The sequence below is a fragment of the Actinomadura sp. DC4 genome, from assembly GCF_030406325.1.
Taxonomy (GTDB): domain Bacteria; phylum Actinomycetota; class Actinomycetes; order Streptosporangiales; family Streptosporangiaceae; genus Actinoallomurus.
This window is the reverse complement of sequence record NZ_JAUEQY010000010.1, coordinates 1-15,209: the sequence shown is the minus strand read 5'-3', so window position 1 is coordinate 15,209 and position 15,209 is coordinate 1. Positions and strand designations below refer to the sequence as shown.

16 protein-coding genes, 1 tRNA gene, 1 other RNA gene and 1 pseudogene are annotated in these 15,209 nt (G+C 69.2%); 5 read left to right on the top strand and 14 right to left on the bottom strand.

The window, feature by feature from the left end; all coding sequences use genetic code 11:
• The first annotated feature begins 4 nt into the window (after positions 1–4).
• Positions 5–1,762, top strand: coding sequence for a prolyl oligopeptidase family serine peptidase (locus tag QWU11_RS18030; RefSeq protein WP_290112155.1), 1,758 nt, complete (start codon positions 5–7; stop codon positions 1,760–1,762).
• On the opposite strand, the gene QWU11_RS18025 is transcribed toward QWU11_RS18030, so the two are convergent.
• Complete coding sequence (locus tag QWU11_RS18025; protein WP_290112153.1) at positions 1,755–2,435, bottom strand: SDR family oxidoreductase; 681 nt, start codon at positions 2,433–2,435, stop codon at positions 1,755–1,757. The genes QWU11_RS18030 and QWU11_RS18025 overlap by 8 nt on opposite strands.
• Before the next feature lie 77 nt (positions 2,436–2,512).
• Between QWU11_RS18025 and QWU11_RS18020 the strand changes: the two genes are divergently transcribed.
• A complete protein-coding gene (locus QWU11_RS18020; RefSeq protein WP_290112148.1) occupies positions 2,513–2,902 on the top strand; it encodes a MerR family transcriptional regulator in 390 nt (129 codons plus the stop codon).
• Positions 2,903–2,909: 7 nt separating this feature from the next.
• On the opposite strand, the gene QWU11_RS18015 is transcribed toward QWU11_RS18020, so the two are convergent.
• The 3 genes from QWU11_RS18015 to QWU11_RS18005 form a co-directional block, all read right to left on the bottom strand.
• Entirely contained in the window at positions 2,910–3,476 is a 567-nt protein-coding gene (locus QWU11_RS18015) for a hypothetical protein (RefSeq protein ID WP_290112146.1), read from the bottom strand.
• Positions 3,477–3,601: 125 nt separating this feature from the next.
• Positions 3,602–3,793 carry a hypothetical protein gene (locus QWU11_RS18010; protein ID WP_290112144.1) on the bottom strand — a complete coding sequence of 64 codons (192 nt, stop codon included), beginning with the start codon at positions 3,791–3,793 and terminating at the stop codon, positions 3,602–3,604.
• Between the two features lie 136 nt (positions 3,794–3,929).
• Positions 3,930–4,592 (bottom strand): TetR family transcriptional regulator, encoded by a 663-nt coding sequence (locus QWU11_RS18005; protein ID WP_290112120.1) that lies wholly within the window; start codon positions 4,590–4,592, stop codon positions 3,930–3,932.
• Between the two features lie 257 nt (positions 4,593–4,849).
• Here QWU11_RS18005 and QWU11_RS18000 point away from each other — a divergent pair, with 257 nt between their 5' ends.
• Entirely contained in the window at positions 4,850–5,248 is a 399-nt protein-coding gene (locus QWU11_RS18000) for a hypothetical protein (RefSeq protein WP_290112118.1), read from the top strand.
• Positions 5,249–5,305: 57 nt separating this feature from the next.
• Here QWU11_RS18000 and QWU11_RS17995 read toward each other — a convergent pair whose 3' ends face one another.
• From QWU11_RS17995 to ffs, 7 genes are all read right to left on the bottom strand, one after another.
• A complete protein-coding gene (locus tag QWU11_RS17995; RefSeq protein WP_290112112.1) occupies positions 5,306–6,376 on the bottom strand; it encodes an aspartate-semialdehyde dehydrogenase in 1,071 nt (356 codons plus the stop codon).
• Positions 6,373–7,641 (bottom strand): aspartate kinase, encoded by a 1,269-nt coding sequence (locus QWU11_RS17990; protein ID WP_290112110.1) that lies wholly within the window; start codon positions 7,639–7,641, stop codon positions 6,373–6,375. The genes QWU11_RS17995 and QWU11_RS17990 overlap by 4 nt, the downstream gene beginning before the upstream one ends.
• Positions 7,642–7,777: 136 nt before the next feature.
• The gene (locus tag QWU11_RS17985) at positions 7,778–8,311 is read right to left on the bottom strand and encodes a DUF5063 domain-containing protein (RefSeq protein ID WP_290112108.1); all 534 of its coding nucleotides are present in this window, start codon (positions 8,309–8,311) and stop codon (positions 7,778–7,780) included.
• Entirely contained in the window at positions 8,304–8,903 is a 600-nt protein-coding gene (gene recR / locus QWU11_RS17980; RefSeq protein ID WP_290112106.1) for a recombination mediator RecR, read from the bottom strand. The genes QWU11_RS17985 and recR overlap by 8 nt, the downstream gene beginning before the upstream one ends.
• A 40-nt stretch (positions 8,904–8,943) precedes the next feature.
• Positions 8,944–9,312, bottom strand: coding sequence for a YbaB/EbfC family nucleoid-associated protein (locus QWU11_RS17975; RefSeq protein WP_290112094.1), 369 nt, complete (start codon positions 9,310–9,312; stop codon positions 8,944–8,946).
• A 183-nt stretch (positions 9,313–9,495) separates the two neighbouring features.
• On the bottom strand, positions 9,496–11,976 hold the full coding sequence (locus tag QWU11_RS17970; RefSeq protein WP_290112077.1) for a DNA polymerase III subunit gamma and tau: 2,481 nt from the start codon (positions 11,974–11,976) through the stop codon (positions 9,496–9,498).
• Between the two features lie 22 nt (positions 11,977–11,998).
• Positions 11,999–12,094: signal recognition particle sRNA small type (gene ffs, locus QWU11_RS17965), an RNA gene on the bottom strand.
• 78 nt (positions 12,095–12,172) lie between these two features.
• Between ffs and QWU11_RS17960 the strand changes: the two genes are divergently transcribed.
• Both QWU11_RS17960 and QWU11_RS17955 read left to right on the top strand, forming a co-directional pair.
• Positions 12,173–12,487 (top strand): DUF952 domain-containing protein, encoded by a 315-nt coding sequence (locus QWU11_RS17960; RefSeq protein ID WP_290112075.1) that lies wholly within the window; start codon positions 12,173–12,175, stop codon positions 12,485–12,487.
• 10 nt (positions 12,488–12,497) lie between these two features.
• Positions 12,498–12,582, top strand: a tRNA-Ser gene (locus QWU11_RS17955).
• A gap of 140 nt (positions 12,583–12,722) precedes the next feature.
• Here QWU11_RS17955 and QWU11_RS17950 read toward each other — a convergent pair.
• The 3 genes and pseudogenes from QWU11_RS17950 to QWU11_RS17940 form a co-directional block, all read right to left on the bottom strand.
• Positions 12,723–13,073 (bottom strand): hypothetical protein, encoded by a 351-nt coding sequence (locus QWU11_RS17950; RefSeq protein WP_290112073.1) that lies wholly within the window; start codon positions 13,071–13,073, stop codon positions 12,723–12,725.
• 614 nt (positions 13,074–13,687) lie between these two features.
• Complete coding sequence (locus QWU11_RS17945; protein ID WP_290112063.1) at positions 13,688–14,353, bottom strand: hypothetical protein; 666 nt, start codon at positions 14,351–14,353, stop codon at positions 13,688–13,690.
• A gap of 194 nt (positions 14,354–14,547) precedes the next feature.
• Positions 14,548–14,778, bottom strand: a pseudogene (locus tag QWU11_RS17940) (transposase); the annotation flags it as partial.
• Positions 14,779–15,209 lie beyond the last annotated feature (431 nt).

The window sequence follows — 15,209 nt, the reverse complement described above, 5'->3', positions numbered from 1 at the left end:
ACCCATGGTCGACGACGAACGCTGGAAGGCACGGTTTCGCGCGGCGCGGGTGAGCCTGCCGAGCTGGGCCCACCACGCACCGCACCGCAGTGTCTTCCGCTCGAACGCCACGGGCACCTGGGAGATCTACGCCTGGGACCGCGAGACCGACGCGCGGCGCCAGGTGACGGATCGGCCCAACGGCACCTGGATGGGCGGCGTCGACCCGACCGGTGAGTGGATCTGGTGGTTCGCCGACACCGACGGCGACGAGTTCGGCGTGTGGCGGCGTGAGCCGTTCGGCGGCGGCGCGGACACCGCGCCGCCGCTGGAGCCGTCCTACCCGGCCGGGCTCGCGGTCGGCTCCAGCGGCCTGGCGGTCATCGGCCGCTCGACCGAGAGCGGCTCGACCATCCACTGGTGCGCGCCGGGCGCCGAGTCGCGGGTGCTCTACTCCAGTGACGAGGACGCCTACGCCATCGACCTGTCCGAGGACGAGTCGCTGGTGGCGATCAACCACAGCGAGCACGGCGACAGCCGGCACATGGCGCTGCGCGTCGTACGGGCCGACGGCTCGACCGTCGCGGACCTGTGGGACGGGCCGGGCAAGGGCCTGGGCGCGATCGCGTTCTCCCCGGTCGACGGCGACCAGCGGCTGCTGGTCGAGCACGAGCGCCGCGGGCGGGGCGAGCCGCTCATCTGGGACCCGGTCAGCGGCGAGATCCGCGAGATCGCCCTCGACCTCACCGGCGAGGTCGGCGCCGACTGGTACCCCGACGCCTCCGCGCTGCTCGTCTCCCGCTCCCACCAGGCACGCGACGAGCTCTACCGCTACGACCTGGCGAGCGGCGACCTGGAGCGGATCGACACGCCGCCCGGCGTGATCGGCTCGGCCTCCGCCCGCCCGGACGGCTCGGTGGAGTTCTCCTGGTCCTCCTCGGCATCGCCACCGGTGATCCGCTCGACCTCGGGCGCGGTCGTCCTGACCCCGCCGGGTTCGCCGGCGCCGGAGTCGGTCGCGGTCGAGGACGCCTGGGTATCCGGACCGGGCGGCGACGTGCACGCGCTGATCTCCAAGCCCGCCGGTTCCGGCCCGTTCCCGACGGTCTTCGACATCCACGGCGGCCCGGCGGCGTACGACCAGGACTCGTTCTCTCCGGACACCGCCGCGTGGGTCGACCACGGCTTCGCGGTCGTCCGCGTCAACTACCGAGGTTCGAGCGGCTACGGCAGCGAGTGGCGCGACGCCATCGAGGGCCGTCCCGGGCTGGTGGAGCTGGAGGACGTCAAGGCCGTACGCGACTGGGCGGTCTCCTCCGGCCTCGCCGACCCGTCCCGGCTGGTGCTCACCGGCGGCTCGTGGGGCGGCTTCATCACGCTGCTCGGCATCGGCACGCAGCCGGGCGACTGGTCCGTGGCGATCGGCATCGTCCCGGTGGCCGACTACGTCGCGGCGTACGAGGACGAGATGGAGGCGCTGCAGGCCTTCGACCGGTCGCTGTTCGGCGGCTCACCGGCCGACGTGCCGGACCGGTACACCGCCTCCTCCCCGATCACCTACGTCGAGCAGGTGACCACACCGGTGCTCGTCATGGCCGGGGAGAACGACCCGCGCTGCCCGATCCGGCAGATCGACAACTATCTCGAACGCCTGCGGGAGCTGGGCAAGGAGCACGAGGTCTACCGCTACGACGCGGGCCACGGCTCCCTGGTCGTGGAGGAGCGCATCCGCCAGATGGCCGCCACGATCGACTTCGCCCGCAAGCACCTCGACCTCAGCTAGCGGCCGCCGACAGGGCGGCCTTGACCTGGACGGCGATCTGGTCGGCGAGGATCTCGGCCTCGCCGGCCGCGATGCCGTCCAGCGCGGTCCGTACGACGTCGGCGGGGTCGTTCTTCTCGACGTCCCACCCGGCCATCATGTCGGTGTCGGTGCTGCCCATGTACAGGCCCGCGACCGTGGTCCCCTGACCGGCGAGTTCGAGGCGGATGCCGTTGGTGAGGCTCCACTCGGCCGCCTTCGCCGTGCTGTAGGCGTTGACCCCGTCGTACGGCACCCACGACAGGACGGAACCGACGTTCAGGATCGCGCCGCCGCCGTTGCGCGCCAGGACGGGGGCGAACGCGCGGACCATGGCGAGTGTGCCGAAGTAATGCGTCTCCATCTCCAGCCGGATCTTCTCCAGGTCCCCGGTGACGAGGTTCTGGTTCGTGCAGACGCCCGCGTTGTTGACCAGCAGTGTGACGTCTCCGGCGGCGGCCGCCACGGCGGCGACCTGCTCCGGGTCGGTGATGTCGAGACGGAGCACCTCCACGCCGGGAAGCTCGACGACCTCCGGCGTACGCATGGTCGCGTAGACCTTCGCGGCGCCCCGCTCCAGGAGCTGCCGGGTGAAATGACGTCCGATGCCGCGACCGGCCCCGGTGACCAGCGCGACGGAACCCTCGATGTCCATGATCTTCCTCCGTTGTCTGCGTCGTTCGCGGCTACGCTAAGACCTGACGTTGACGTCAGAGGCAAGGGTTGAGGTTCATGCGGATCGGCGAGCTGGCCGCCAAGACGGGCGTGAGCGTACGGGCGCTGCGGTACTACGAGGAGCAGGAGCTGCTGGAGTCGACGCGCAGCGACAGCGGGCAGCGGCGGTACGCCGACGAGGCGGTCGGGCGCGTCGACCTGATCCAGCAGTTGTACGCCGCGGGCCTGCCGAGCAGGACGATCCTCCAGATCCTGCCCTGCGTGGTGACCGGCGAGGTGACGCCGGAGCTCCTCGACCGGCTGTCGGCCGAACGCGACCGCATCGAGGAGCGGATCGACGGCCTGACCGTCACCCGCGACCGACTCAACAAGATCATCAATACCGCCGCCCGGGCCAGAGACGTCGGCTACCGCTGCCGCGGCTGGACCGGGCCGCCGCCCCCCTGACGAGGCCTCACCGGGCGGCCGTCCGTACGTACGTACTGGCTGACCAGCCGCAGGTTGTCCAGCACCTCGTCGACCAGCGGTGAGGTGTCCAGGACACGGGCACGGGGTTCGTAGTAATTGAAGGCGGGCTGGTACCGACCGTGCAGATCGCGCACCCGCCGGCCGCGGCCTTGCTCACGCAGGTGGCCACCGCGTCCGCCTCGCGGGCACGGAACTGCGCGCAGTCGCCCTTGATCGTGTCGAGCACCAGCGGACCGTTCAGGCCGCCGGCGCGCTGTGCCTGGGCCGCCTGGACGTACGTGGCCGTCAGGATGGGGTTGGCCTGCCGTCCCACCGGGACCGGGCGTCGGCCACCAGGCCGCCCGTACAGCAGGCGGTGCAGCCGGTCGTCCGACCGCGTGAGCCGGGGCATCAGGAGATCGGTGAACGCCCGCCACAGCAGCGCCTGGGCGTTCATGTCCCGTGCCGCAGCGATGTGGCCCTGGCGGAGCTCGCTCGCGACCAGGTCGTAGTACTGCGCCCGCCGGTCGCAGATCAGCCGGGTGACCTCGGGGAGTCCCGCCGAGGCCGGCACCGGTGGCGTGTTGCCGGTGAGGCCGAGGTACTCACCCGGCCGGTTCAGCTCGTCGTGAACGTTGTAGTAGTGCGACCGGTGGCACCAGTTGCCGCGTTCGCACTGCGTGGCCCCGTTGTACTCGGTCAGCCGCTCGCCGCATACATCTCGACGGTGCTACGGCCCGGTTTGATCCAGCGGTCGACCATCAGCGCGTGGCCGATGTCGTCGACCTTCGTCGTGCTGCCCGGCGTCTGGATGAGGTCGCCGTCGGCGAAGAGGGCGTGGTAATCGCCCTCGACGTCGTCCCAGAGGTCGAACCGCCGGGCGTCGTTCATCCCGGTACTTCAGCTCCTCCACCTCCGTCGCGGGCGCTCATCGAGCGGAGGCTGTCGCTCTCCCGGTCATTGGGCGGCCGCCTGCCGGATCTCCAGCCCGGCGTTGATCAGCACTGGCCGAGGACCTCCGGCCCGTCTATTTACGCAGGTCGCGGTAGGTGGACAGCGCCTCGCGTACGACGCCGCGCATGCCCGGCAGGCGGGCCATGCCGACCAGACGGTCGATCAGGGGAACGGTGCGCTCGACCAGGCGGTACGTCTTCGCGGCGTCCGGGGAGCTGTCGTAGACCCAGTAGAGGACCACACCCATGGAATAGAGCCACAGGAGCTCGGGGAGCTCGGCGCGGATCTCGGCGTCGGTCTTCAGCGTCGAGCCCTCGACGACCTCGCGGTAGACCGCGACGGCCGCGTCGCGTATCGGGGCGGACTCGCCGCTGAACGGGCTCAGCGGGCTCGACGGCTCGGCCGCGTGCTTGAAGAACTTTCCGGCGAACTCCTTGTACGGCTGGAGCGTGTCGATGCGGGCGCGGAGCACGCCGAGCAGGCGTGCCCGGAACTCCGGTTCGCCCTTCAGGATGGCCTCACACGCCTCGGCGTGGTCGTCCTGGGAGTGCTCGTAATAGAGCTGGATCAGCTCTTCCTTGGATCCGAAGTAGTAATAGGCGTTGCCGACCGAGACGCCCGCCTCTGTGGCGATCGCCCGCATCGTCGTGGCCTCGTAACCGCGTTCGCGGAACAGCCGCAAAGCGGTCTTGGCGATCAGATCCCGTGTCTGCTCGGACTTGGTCGGTACGGCCACAGCCGACACTGTACGTCTCCTCGCGCGATGAGCCGGCGCAGACCAATGGCCGGTCAGGATCGGCGGTTCTTTTCGCAAAAGGGCGCGTCCGCTGCTGCGGTGTCGCGTCGCACGTGGCAGATGCTGCGCCTTGGTGCATGCGACATGTACGGGGAGGTTGGATGTCGATACGACTGACCGTCATCACCGGCTGCGCCATGGCATTTTCCGCTTTTACCGCTGGTACGGCCCATGCCTGGGCGCATGACCGGAAAACGGTGTCGGGACCACTGCGCCAGCAGGAGGCGAGCGCGTTGCTTCGCATCGCCGGCCTGCGGTGGATCTCCTCCGGGCACTGCACTCGCCGGAGCAACCCGCACTGCACCTCGCTCGACGGGCTGCGGCCATCGACGCTCGACGGGGTGCTCCAGTTCCGCGAGGCCAGCCGCTGCGGGCTGGTGATCTCCGGCGGCACCGAGCGTGGACACTCGCGGGGAGGGCTCAGCCACGGCGCGGGCTACAAGCTGGACGTACTGCCCAGCCACTGCGTCAACCGCTACGTACGGCACCACTACCAGCGCCTCCACCGGCGCGGTGACGGGGCGGCGGTCTACCGGGCGCCTGGCCGATCGCTGTTCGCCCGCGAGCCGTCGCACTGGGACATCACGTTCCTGTGACCGATGTTTCTCGTGAAACCGAGGAGGCCCGGGATGCGTCCCGGGCCTCCTCCCACGTCAGCCGGTGAACTCGGCGGCGACGAGCTCGGCGATCTCGGCGGCGTTCAGCGCCGCGCCCTTGCGGAGGTTGTCGCCGCAGACGAACAGGTCGAGGGTGTCGGGGAAGTCGATCGCCTGCCGGATCCGGCCGACGTACGTCGGGTCGGTGCCGACGACGTCCGCCGGGGTGGGGTACACGGAGTTCTTCGGGTCGTCCATGACGACCACGGTCGGCGCGGCGTCCAGGATCGCGCGGACCCCCTCGACGGTCACCGGCCGCTCGAACGTCGCGTGCACCGCGAGGGAGTGCGTCGTGACCACCGGGACGCGTACGCAGGTGGCGGAGACCTTCAGGCCGGGGATGCCGAGGATCTTGCGGGACTCGTTGCGGAGCTTGAGCTCCTCCGAGGCCCAGCCGTCCTCCTTGAGCGAACCGGCCCACGGCACGACGTTGAGGGCCAGCGGCGCCGGGAAGGGCGACTCCTCGTCGCCCAGGCGGTCCTCGATCCTCTTGCGCACGTCGCCCGCCGTCTGGCCGAGCGTACGGTCGCCGGCGACCGCCTCGATCTCGGCGTACAGGCGCTCCGCCCCGGCCACGCCGGCGCCGGAGACCGCCTGGTAGGAGGCGACGACGAGGGCGCTGAGGCCGTACTCGGTGTGCAGGGCGCCCATCGCGGCCATCATCGACAGCGTGGTGCAGTTGGGCGTGGAGATGATGCCGCGCGGCCGGTCGTGTACGGCCTCGGGGTTGACCTCGGGCACGACGAGCGGGACGTCCGGCTCCATCCTGAACGTGCCTGACTTGTCCACGACGACCGCGCCACGCTCGGCGGCGATCGGGACCCATTTCCTGGAGACCTCGTCGGGCACGTCGAACATGGCGATGTCGACGCCGTCGAAGACCTCGGGGGTCAGTTCCTGGACGACGAGCTCCTCGCCGCGTACGGGCAGCCGCTTGCCGGCCGAACGGGCGGAGGCGATGAGGCGGATCTCGCCATAGACGTCGGCGCGGCTGGAGACGATCTCGCGCATCACGGTGCCGACGGCGCCGGTGGCGCCGACGAGGGCGAGGGTGGGCTTGCGCTTCATCGGCCGCTTCCTCCGTAAACGACTGCCTCGACCTGGTCGGAGTCGAGGTCGAAGGCGCGGTGGGCGGCGGTGACGGCGGCGTCGACGTCGTCCTGGTCGACCACCACGGAGATCCGGATCTCGGAGGTGGAGATCATCTCGATGTTGACGCCCGCGTCGGCGATGGAGCCGAAGAACTTCGCGGTCACACCGGGGTGGGACCGCATGCCCGCGCCGATCAGCGAGACCTTGCCGATCTGGTCGTCATAGCGCAGCGAGTCGAACCCGATGCGCTCCTTGATCTTGTTGAGGGACGCCATCGCCGTCTGTCCGTCCGTACGCGGGAGCGTGAAGGAGATGTCCGTACGGCTCGTACGCGCGGCCGAGACGTTCTGCACGATCATGTCGATGTTGATCTCGGCCTCGGCGAGCGTGGAGAAGATCGTCGCGGCCTCGCCGACCTTGTCGGGCACGCCGACTACGGTGATCTTCGCTTCGCTCCGGTCGTGGGCGACGCCGGAGATGATCGCTTGTTCCATCGTGTTTCCCTCGATGCTGTCCTTGACCCACGTGCCGGTCTTGTGGCTGAACGAGCTCCGCACGTGAATGGGCATGCCGTACCGCCGGGCGTACTCCACACAGCGCAGGTGCAGGATCTTCGCGCCGCAGGCGGCCATCTCCATCATCTCCTCGTAGGAGATGTCGGGGATGCGCCGCGCGACCGGGACGATCCGGGGGTCGGCGGTGAAGATGCCGTCGACGTCGGTGTAGATCTCACAGACGTCGGCGCCGAGCGCGGCGGCGAGCGCCACCGCCGTGGTGTCGGAACCGCCGCGGCCGAGCGTCGTGACGTCCTTCGTGTCCTGGGACACACCCTGGAAGCCGGCCACGATCGCGATCAGGCCCTCGTCGAGGGCGCCGCGGATGCGGCCGGGCGTGACGTCGATGATGCGCGCCTTGCCGTGGCTGCCATCGGTGATCACGCCGGCCTGGGAGCCGGTGAAGGACCGCGCTTCGTGGCCGAGGTTCGCGATCGCCATCGCGAGCAACGCCATCGAGATGCGCTCACCCGAGGTGAGCAGCATGTCGAGTTCACGTGCCGGTGGCAGGGGGCTGACCTGGTTGGCCAGATCGATCAGCTCATCCGTCGTGTCCCCCATCGCGGACACCACCACGGCGACGTCGTTTCCGTCCCGTTTCGTGGCTGCGATGCGCTGGGCGACGCGCTTGATGCTTTCAGCGTCCGCGACGGAGGAGCCACCGTACTTCTGCACGACAAGGGCCACGCGTGTGCACTCCTCGGATCAGGCGTTGGAAGGCTTGACGCGCCCGAGTCTACCGAGGTCAACGGCCCAAGCTGCGAGACGTTATCCCGCTATGCGAGATTTGCGGCTTTCGCTGCAACCCACCGGAAAGCTTCCGTCAACCGGCGACCTGTTCCTCCATCACGTCCAGGCGCGCGCTCGCGGAAACGGCGTAAAGCGCACGGAGCGCCGCGCCCGCGTGGTTGCCCCAGTGGTTGAAGTAGGAGTACTGCCACCACCAGAGCGCCTCGAGCTTGCGGTCGGCCTCGTAGTGCCGGCGGCCGTGCACCAGGTCGCTCGCCACGTCGACGAGGTCGTCCGAGAGCCGGTAGGCGGTCGTCTCGTCGTCCTTGTACGGGTCGAACATCTCGGTGTAGTCGTCGACCTCGGTGAGGCGTTCGGCCAGCCCCTGCCGTACGGCGTCCAGGTCGGGGTCCTCGCCGACGTCGGGCTCCCAGTTGTCGGGCAGGATCACGTCGGTGCTGGCGCCGAGCTGCGCGCCGGCCATCGCGATCTGTGAGACCTCCAGCAGGAGGTAGGGCACCGCGTGCTCGCCGGCGTCGCCCTTGGCGACCGCCTCCAGCACCGTCAGGTAGTTCTCAACGTGCTTCGCCACTCGATCGGCGAGCGTGGTCCAGCTGTTCTCAGACATCGAGCAGCCTCCGTCCTTCGAACGCGCGACCGAGTGTGACCTCGTCGGCGTATTCCAGATCGCCTCCCACCGGCAGGCCGCTGGCCAGCCGTGTGACGGTGAGGCCCATCGGTTTCACGAGCCGGGCAAGATAGGTCGCGGTCGCCTCGCCTTCGAGGTTCGGGTCGGTGGCGAGGATGAGCTCGGTCACCTCGCCGTCGGCGAGACGCGTCATGAGCTCACGGATGCGCAGGTCATCGGGGCCGACCCCCTCGATCGGGCTGATCGCGCCGCCGAGCACGTGGTAGCGGCCGCGGAACTCGCGCGTCTTCTCGATGGCGACGACGTCCTTCGGCTCTTCGACGACACAGATCACGTTCATGTCGCGACGGGCGTCCCGGCAGATCCGGCATTCTTCTGCTTCGGCCACATTACCGCAGACCTTACAGAATCTGACCTTGTCTTTTACTTCCCGCAACGCCTCGGTCAGCCTGGTGACGTCGGCGGGATCCGCGGCGAGCAGATGGAAGGCGATCCGCTGTGCGCTCTTGGGCCCGACGCCAGGCAGCCGGCCCAGCTCATCGATGAGGTTCTGAACGACCCCTTCGTACACGGTGCCTCCCTTCTTCTCGTCGTTTCGGTTTCGCTGTCGGTCAGAGCTCGGGCAGGCCGAGGCCTCCGGGCAGACCGCCGCCCAGGCCGCTCAGGCCCTCGGTCAGCGGCCCCATCTTGGTCTCCTGCAACCGCTGCGCCTCCTCGCCGGCGGCGTGAATCGCCGCGAGGACGAGATCCGCGATGGTCTCGGCGGTCTCCTGCGGGTCGGCCGCGTCGATCGCCGCCGGGTCGATCACGAGCTTGACCAGCTCACTCTGACCGTTCACAGTCGCGGTCACCAGCCCGCCGCCGGAAGACCCATCGACCTCGGTCTCCGCGAGCTCGCGCTGCAAATTCATGAGCTGCTCCTGCATCCGCTGCGCCTGCTGCAGCATCTGCTGGATATTCGGCTCGCCTCCGGGTTCCACGGCGTTCTCCTTGTTCGATCGTCCGATGGCACGAGACTACGGGGTTCGGTCACGTTGCGGTACGCGCCCACCCGTGATCGAAATTCCCGGCATCTCACCGCGCCCGGGCAGTCGTCTTGATCGGGGTGCCGTGCCCTGGATCAGAGTGGCCTACGGACCCGGCAAGCGGGCTTAACTCGCAGGTCAAGCGTTGTCGATCTCCTGAATGACCTTTCCTCCGAGGACCTGCTCGATCAGCGCCATGCCGGTGAGCGCGGCCTCGTTACCGGCGTCCGCGTCGCCCTCGGGGTCGACCTCGTCCGCCTCGTCCATGGGCTCGGGAGGCGGCGGGACGATGCCCGATGCCTGAGGGGGCCTGGACTGCTCGGACGTCTCACGGGTGTTGTTGCTGGTCTCGCGGGTCTCGCGAGGGCGGGGCGGGGCGGCGGTGTTGCCCCAGCCGCCCGGCTCGGGGGGCGGCGGCGGGGGGCTGCTCGGCCGGCCGCCCTGGCCGTTGTCGAGGACGGCGTCGATACGCCAGTCGACGCCGAGGATCTCTTTCAGCGCCTCTCTGAGCACGACCTCTTTGCCGCCGGTGGTGAACCCGCGGCGCTTCCCCTCGTTGGCGAAGGCCAGGGTGAGAACGTTGCCTTCGAGGGAGGCGACGTCGACGCCCTCCATGAGGACGATCCAGGCGACCTTGCTGCGCTGCTTGACGGCTTCGAGAATGTCGACCCACATGCCGCGGATGGCGCTGACGTCGACCGATCCGGATTTCGCGGTGCCTGCGGAGGCTTCACTTCGCTCGTCGCCGGAGTGCGCGTCGTTGGAGCGTGTGTCGTTGGGACGGCCGTCGTTGGGACGGCCGTCGTTGGGACGGCCGTCGTTGGGACGGCCGTCGTTGGAGCGGGCGTCGCTGGAGCGGGCGCCGTTCGGGCGCTGGGGCTGGGTTCGCCCGCCTGGCGCGAGGGCGGTCGGCCAGCCGATGTCGTCGGCCGGCGGCTGACCGCCGGACGTACGCGATGCCGCGGCCGGGTTCGACCGCGCCCGGTCTTCCGCGCCGCTTCCGCCGGGCCCGTTGCCGCCGGCGCCGTTCCCACCAGGGCCGTACTCGCTGGACCCGTACTCGTCGGGGTCGGTCGGCCCGTAACCGGGTCCCGCTGAACCGCCCCCCGTGGCCGAGCCGCGAGAGCCGGCACCCTGAGAACCGGACCCACGCGAGCCGCCGCCCCGAGAACCTGAGCCGCGCGAACCCGCACCGCCCCCCGACGAACCACCCGTACCCGACCCGGCCGCAGAGTTATCCACAACCGCCCGCTCGTCTTCCCCCCGCCTTTGCCCAGGCTGGACAATGGAAGTGGGGTCGCCCCCCCGGGCGGGAGGGGGTCCGGACTCACGACTCACCGGCGGGGGCTGGTTCTCGTCGCGTTGCTGGTCGGCGCGGGGCGTCTGGGCGGGGCTGTTGTTGGCCGCCTGCTGGGGGCGGCGGATCGGCGGCATCTCGCTCGCAGGAGCGCCGTCGCCGATGGCGAAGCGGCGTTCGAGGCGATCCAGCCGAGCCAGCAGGGACGACTCGTCGTCGTACGCCCCGGGCAGCAGGATCCTGGCGCAGATGAGTTCGAGCAGCAGTCTCGGCGCGGTCGCGCCGCGCATCTCGGTCAGGCCGGTGTGCAGCAGGTCCGCGGCGCGGGTCAGCTCGGCCGGGCCGAGGCGTGAGGCCTGCGCCTGCATGCGTTCGAGTTCGTCCGAGGGCACGTCGAGCAGCCCGTTCGCGCCCGCGTCGGGCACGTTGGACAGGATCACCAGGTCGCGGAAGCGTTCGAGCAGGTCGGCGGCGAACCTCCGTGGGTCCTGGCCGCCCTCCATCACCCGGTCGATCGAGGCGAACACCGCGCCGCCGTCATGGGCGGCGACCGCGTCCACCACCTCGTCCAGCAGCGTCGCGTCGGTGTATCCCAACAGCGAGACCGCGCGCGCGTACGTGATGCCGTCTTCCCCGGAGCCCGCGAGAAGCTGGTCGAGGATCGACTCGGAGTCACGCGCCGACCCGGCCCCGGCCCGTACGACCAGGGGGATCGCCGCCGGCTCGTACGGCACGTCCTCTTTTTGCAGGATGTCCTCGAGCAGCTCGCGCAGCGTGCCCGGGGGGATGAGGCGGAACGGATAGTGGTGCGTACGGGACCGGATCGTCCCGATGACCTTTTCCGGCTCGGTCGTCGCGAAGATGAACTTCAGGTGCGACGGCGGCTCCTCGACGAGCTTCAGCAACGCGTTGAAACCCTCGCGGGTCACCATGTGCGCCTCGTCGATGATGTAGATCTTGAAGCGCGCGGCGACCGGGGCGAAGAAGGCGCGTTCGCGCAGGTCGCGGGCGTCGTCCACGCCGCCGTGGGAGGCCGCGTCGATCTCGATGACGTCGATGTGCCCCGAGCCCGTCGGCCCGAGGGCGACGCACGAGTCGCACTTGCCGCACGGCTCCGGCGTCGGCCCGTTCTCACAGTTGAGGGAGCGCGCCAGGATCCGGGCACTGGAGGTCTTTCCGCATCCCCGCGGCCCGCTGAACAGGTAAGCGTGGTTGATGCGCCCGTTGCGCAGCGCCTGCTGCAACGGCTCGGCGACGTGCTCCTGCCCCTTGAGCTCGGCGAACGTCGCTGGCCGATACTTTCTGTACAGAGCCAGACTCATCGGGGGTCCGTCCTCATTAGAAGCAGAGGACCCCCCGCGCACCCGCCAGAGCCCGCTTATCCTTGCTGCCTTCCGGCCCTGGGGAGGTTCACAGGATGACGCCGCACAGGGGGTCTCGACAGAGTCTATGGCATCGCGAGGACGTCTTCGGCCCGTACGCTTCTCTCCGTTCGAACGATCTCCGGAGGCCCCGTCAATGAAGATCTTCCACATCGCCGAACGCTCCGAGTGGGAGGCCGCCCGCACCTCCGGCGGCCCGTACGAGGTGTCCACGCGCGGCCTGACGCTCGCCGAGGTCGGCTTCATCCACGCCTCCCGCGACGAGGACCAGGCCCGTACGGTCCAGCGCGCGTTCTACGCCGACCTTGACGATCTGGTGCTCCTCGTCATCGACCCGGAGGGCCTGGACGTACGGGACGAGCCGGTCGGCGACGGCGTGTTCCCGCACATCTACGGCCCCCTCCCGATCACCGCGGTTATCGATGTACGGCCCTTGCCGCAAACCCGGTAGGCTTCTCCGCGGAGGATTCGCCTAGTGGCCTAGGGCGCACGCTTGGAAAGCGTGTTGGGGGCAACCCCTCAGGAGTTCGAATCTCCTATCCTCCGCCGCACTGAGCAGGTAAGACGCCGGGTCGGCACCCCACGGGTACCGACCCGGCATGTTTCCCAGTCTCATTTAGTCTCGCGGCGGTGGGAAAGCGTCTCGCGCTCTTCGTCCGGCGCAGCACCCACATGCCGCCGCTCCCTCATCCGCCAGCATCACCCACCTGAACATCGCTTAGAGACCGGAATGACCTGACACGAACGTCGGCCGGCCAAGCGCTACGGGGCGCGGACGGCTTGCTCGGCGACTCCCAGCCGCGTGTGAGGATGTCGAAGCTTGCCTCGACGGCGGCTCGGCGGTCCTGCCGACCGCGTGCGAGAACCGGGATCTCGAGTACGAATCGGGCAAGAACCACACATGTGAGGTTGTCGTGGTCGACGCCGGTCTCGTCGGCGATGGCTGCGCTGAGGCCGTCGGTGTGCCGGGTCCACATGCGTTCGGCGTACGCGCGTAGCGCCGGCGTGGAGTCCACCAGGTTGGTGAACTCGGCCATCTGCGGATGCACCGCGATCCGCAGCCAGCTAACGCCGAGAAACACCCCCCGCCCGAACGAGGCGTTCGCAGCGTCGGCGACGCGAGCGAAGCCGCTGACGAACCCCAGCAGGCCTGCGGCTGCGGACGCCGTGCCAGGCCTGCCCGACGGCGATGCCGTCGCGACCCGCCAGGTCCCGGATATCCTTCGCGAGCGTCGTGAGGTGGACCGCGAACGATGGTCCTTATGGCCTCGGTGCCGAGCGCGCCGGATGCGCGTCCGTGGCGGCCGGTCCGGCCGCTAATCCATGGGGACACCTCATGGAATGAACTCCAGGATGACGTGAGCGAGCCTCTCCGGGATCCGCCTTCTGCCAAGCTGTCCACGCTCTTTCGACCCGGTCTGGTTGATCAGCCCGGGCGTTCGTAACGGGGATGATGCTTCATCGCTGGGCCCCGGACTACTGTCTGGGGACCTCGGCCATCGTCGCCGCCAGCCTGGCATTGGGACCATCCCCACTGGGTTGTAGCTCTTCCGCAGTGGTGACAGCTGGTTGGTCGGGGTTAGGTCACTAGCTCATAAGCCAAGTGGACAGCGGCGTGCTCATCTCGCGAGCCCGCGAGGCCATTATCCGGCTAAGGGGTGCGTTCGAGCGCGGAGCAGTCTGGCTCGTTGGGCAGCAACGGCCGGAAGACCACGCAGAACGCCTGCCCGCCACGGGTCCACCGTGTCGCTGGACTCACCCGGCGTGCCAGGACATCGGCCTCTTGTCGCCGCTGGCCACGGAGCACCGTACACAGGCGTGTCCCTTGGATGTTCACCTCGGTGATCGGCCACGGTCGTGTCGGACCTTCCAGGGCCGCGACCGGCAGCACCGCGAGCCGGTCCACCTGGTAGGGACGCGGCGGGACGGAGAAGTCCCGCGCCGGCCAGTGCGCAGGGTCCAGACTTCGACGAAAGCCGACGACCTTGCCGCTGGTCCCCGACCGCCGACCCCAGGGCACCTTCACCGTGGTCTTCTGCGGACCTCGGCCAGTGTGCACTGTGATGACCATCCCGGCCCCGTCGAGCACGTCCCCGCTGAAATCGCATCCTCGGGTCAGCCCGGCGCGGGCGGCCTGCCGGTAGACCGCGCGCAGTTTCCCCGGCGTCAGCCGGTACTCGCGTGCGGTCTGCAGGGCCCCGCTTTGCGCGGTCGCCACGATCATGCGTCCGTCGCCGTACAACGAGACCTCCGGCAACGCAGCTTCCTCGGTGGGCGGCGCGGGATTCTCCTGCCATTCCTGGACACTCAGCACCAACGCGTTGGGCTGGACAGGCGGATTCGAAACGTTCTCTGCCCCGCCGTCCCCGCCTCTACAGGCCACGAGCAGCGGCAGCGCGCTTGCCGGGAGCATCAAGGCGTGCCGGAACCGGCACATTCGACCAGGCATACGGGTGGGACGCCAGAGGGGCGGGTCCGGTTCCCATTCGAATCTCGTAGGGCTCCGCGCGCCAGCTCCACCGTCCCGGCCCGAGTGTCCCGATCCCGCTCCCGATACCCGTTCCGCCGGTTCACCCGCTCGCCTGAGCGCTCGCCGTAGTCGGCACCGCAGATCGCGTCGGCTTCGGCGCTCATCAGCGCCTCGGCCATCGTCTTGACCATCTGCCGAAGCAGATCCGGCTCACACGCCCCGATCTGCTCGGCGAACCAGCCCGCAGGGTCCACACTGTTGTCCACGGCCATCGCGTTGATCTCCTTCTTGTCTTGGACGACTTCGAAGGATCTACGCGGTGGCCGTCCTCAACTCCACGGCGACACGCCTGCCACCAGCGGAAACTCATACACCACCTCCGTGGACGCAACCCGAAGGGCAGGGCTTTCAGACGTGAAGTGAGTCTTCATGTCCGCCTCACCTCGGACTACCGCTCGTTCCCAGAGCGCCTCCATGCCGACGCCGGTCATCCGTCCTTGGACGACGCGACCCAGGGCCATCGTCGTGGCGTACGAGACCGGGCTGGTCACGCGGGGGATGGACGGCGGACAACCGCTAGTACTACATCCCTAGATCTGGATGACCTGGAGGCGTAGGCGTCGGCGGAAGTGGCTTCGGCGGGCTCTGGCTTGATGTTCGCGGCGGATGATCGACCAGTGGAGGCCCTGGTCAATGGTCTGGT

Bases quoted from the DNA above. Each gene is read 5' to 3' on its own strand.
- QWU11_RS17985 (WP_290112108.1), bottom strand. From the start codon at position 8,311: ATGTCTGAGAACAGCTGGACCACGCTCGCCGATCGAGTGGCGAAGCAC.
- QWU11_RS18010 (WP_290112144.1), bottom strand. From the start codon at position 3,793: ATGAACGACGCCCGGCGGTTCGACCTCTGGGACGACGTCGAGGGCGAT.
- QWU11_RS18030 (WP_290112155.1), top strand. From the start codon at position 5: ATGGTCGACGACGAACGCTGGAAGGCACGGTTTCGCGCGGCGCGGGTG.
- QWU11_RS18025 (WP_290112153.1), bottom strand. From the start codon at position 2,435: ATGGACATCGAGGGTTCCGTCGCGCTGGTCACCGGGGCCGGTCGCGGC.
- QWU11_RS18020 (WP_290112148.1), top strand. From the start codon at position 2,513: ATGCGGATCGGCGAGCTGGCCGCCAAGACGGGCGTGAGCGTACGGGCG.
- QWU11_RS17970 (WP_290112077.1), bottom strand. From the start codon at position 11,976: ATGAGTCTGGCTCTGTACAGAAAGTATCGGCCAGCGACGTTCGCCGAG.
- QWU11_RS17950 (WP_290112073.1), bottom strand. From the start codon at position 13,073: ATGGCCGAGTTCACCAACCTGGTGGACTCCACGCCGGCGCTACGCGCG.
- QWU11_RS17960 (WP_290112075.1), top strand. From the start codon at position 12,173: ATGAAGATCTTCCACATCGCCGAACGCTCCGAGTGGGAGGCCGCCCGC.
- QWU11_RS17995 (WP_290112112.1), bottom strand. From the start codon at position 6,376: ATGAAGCGCAAGCCCACCCTCGCCCTCGTCGGCGCCACCGGCGCCGTC.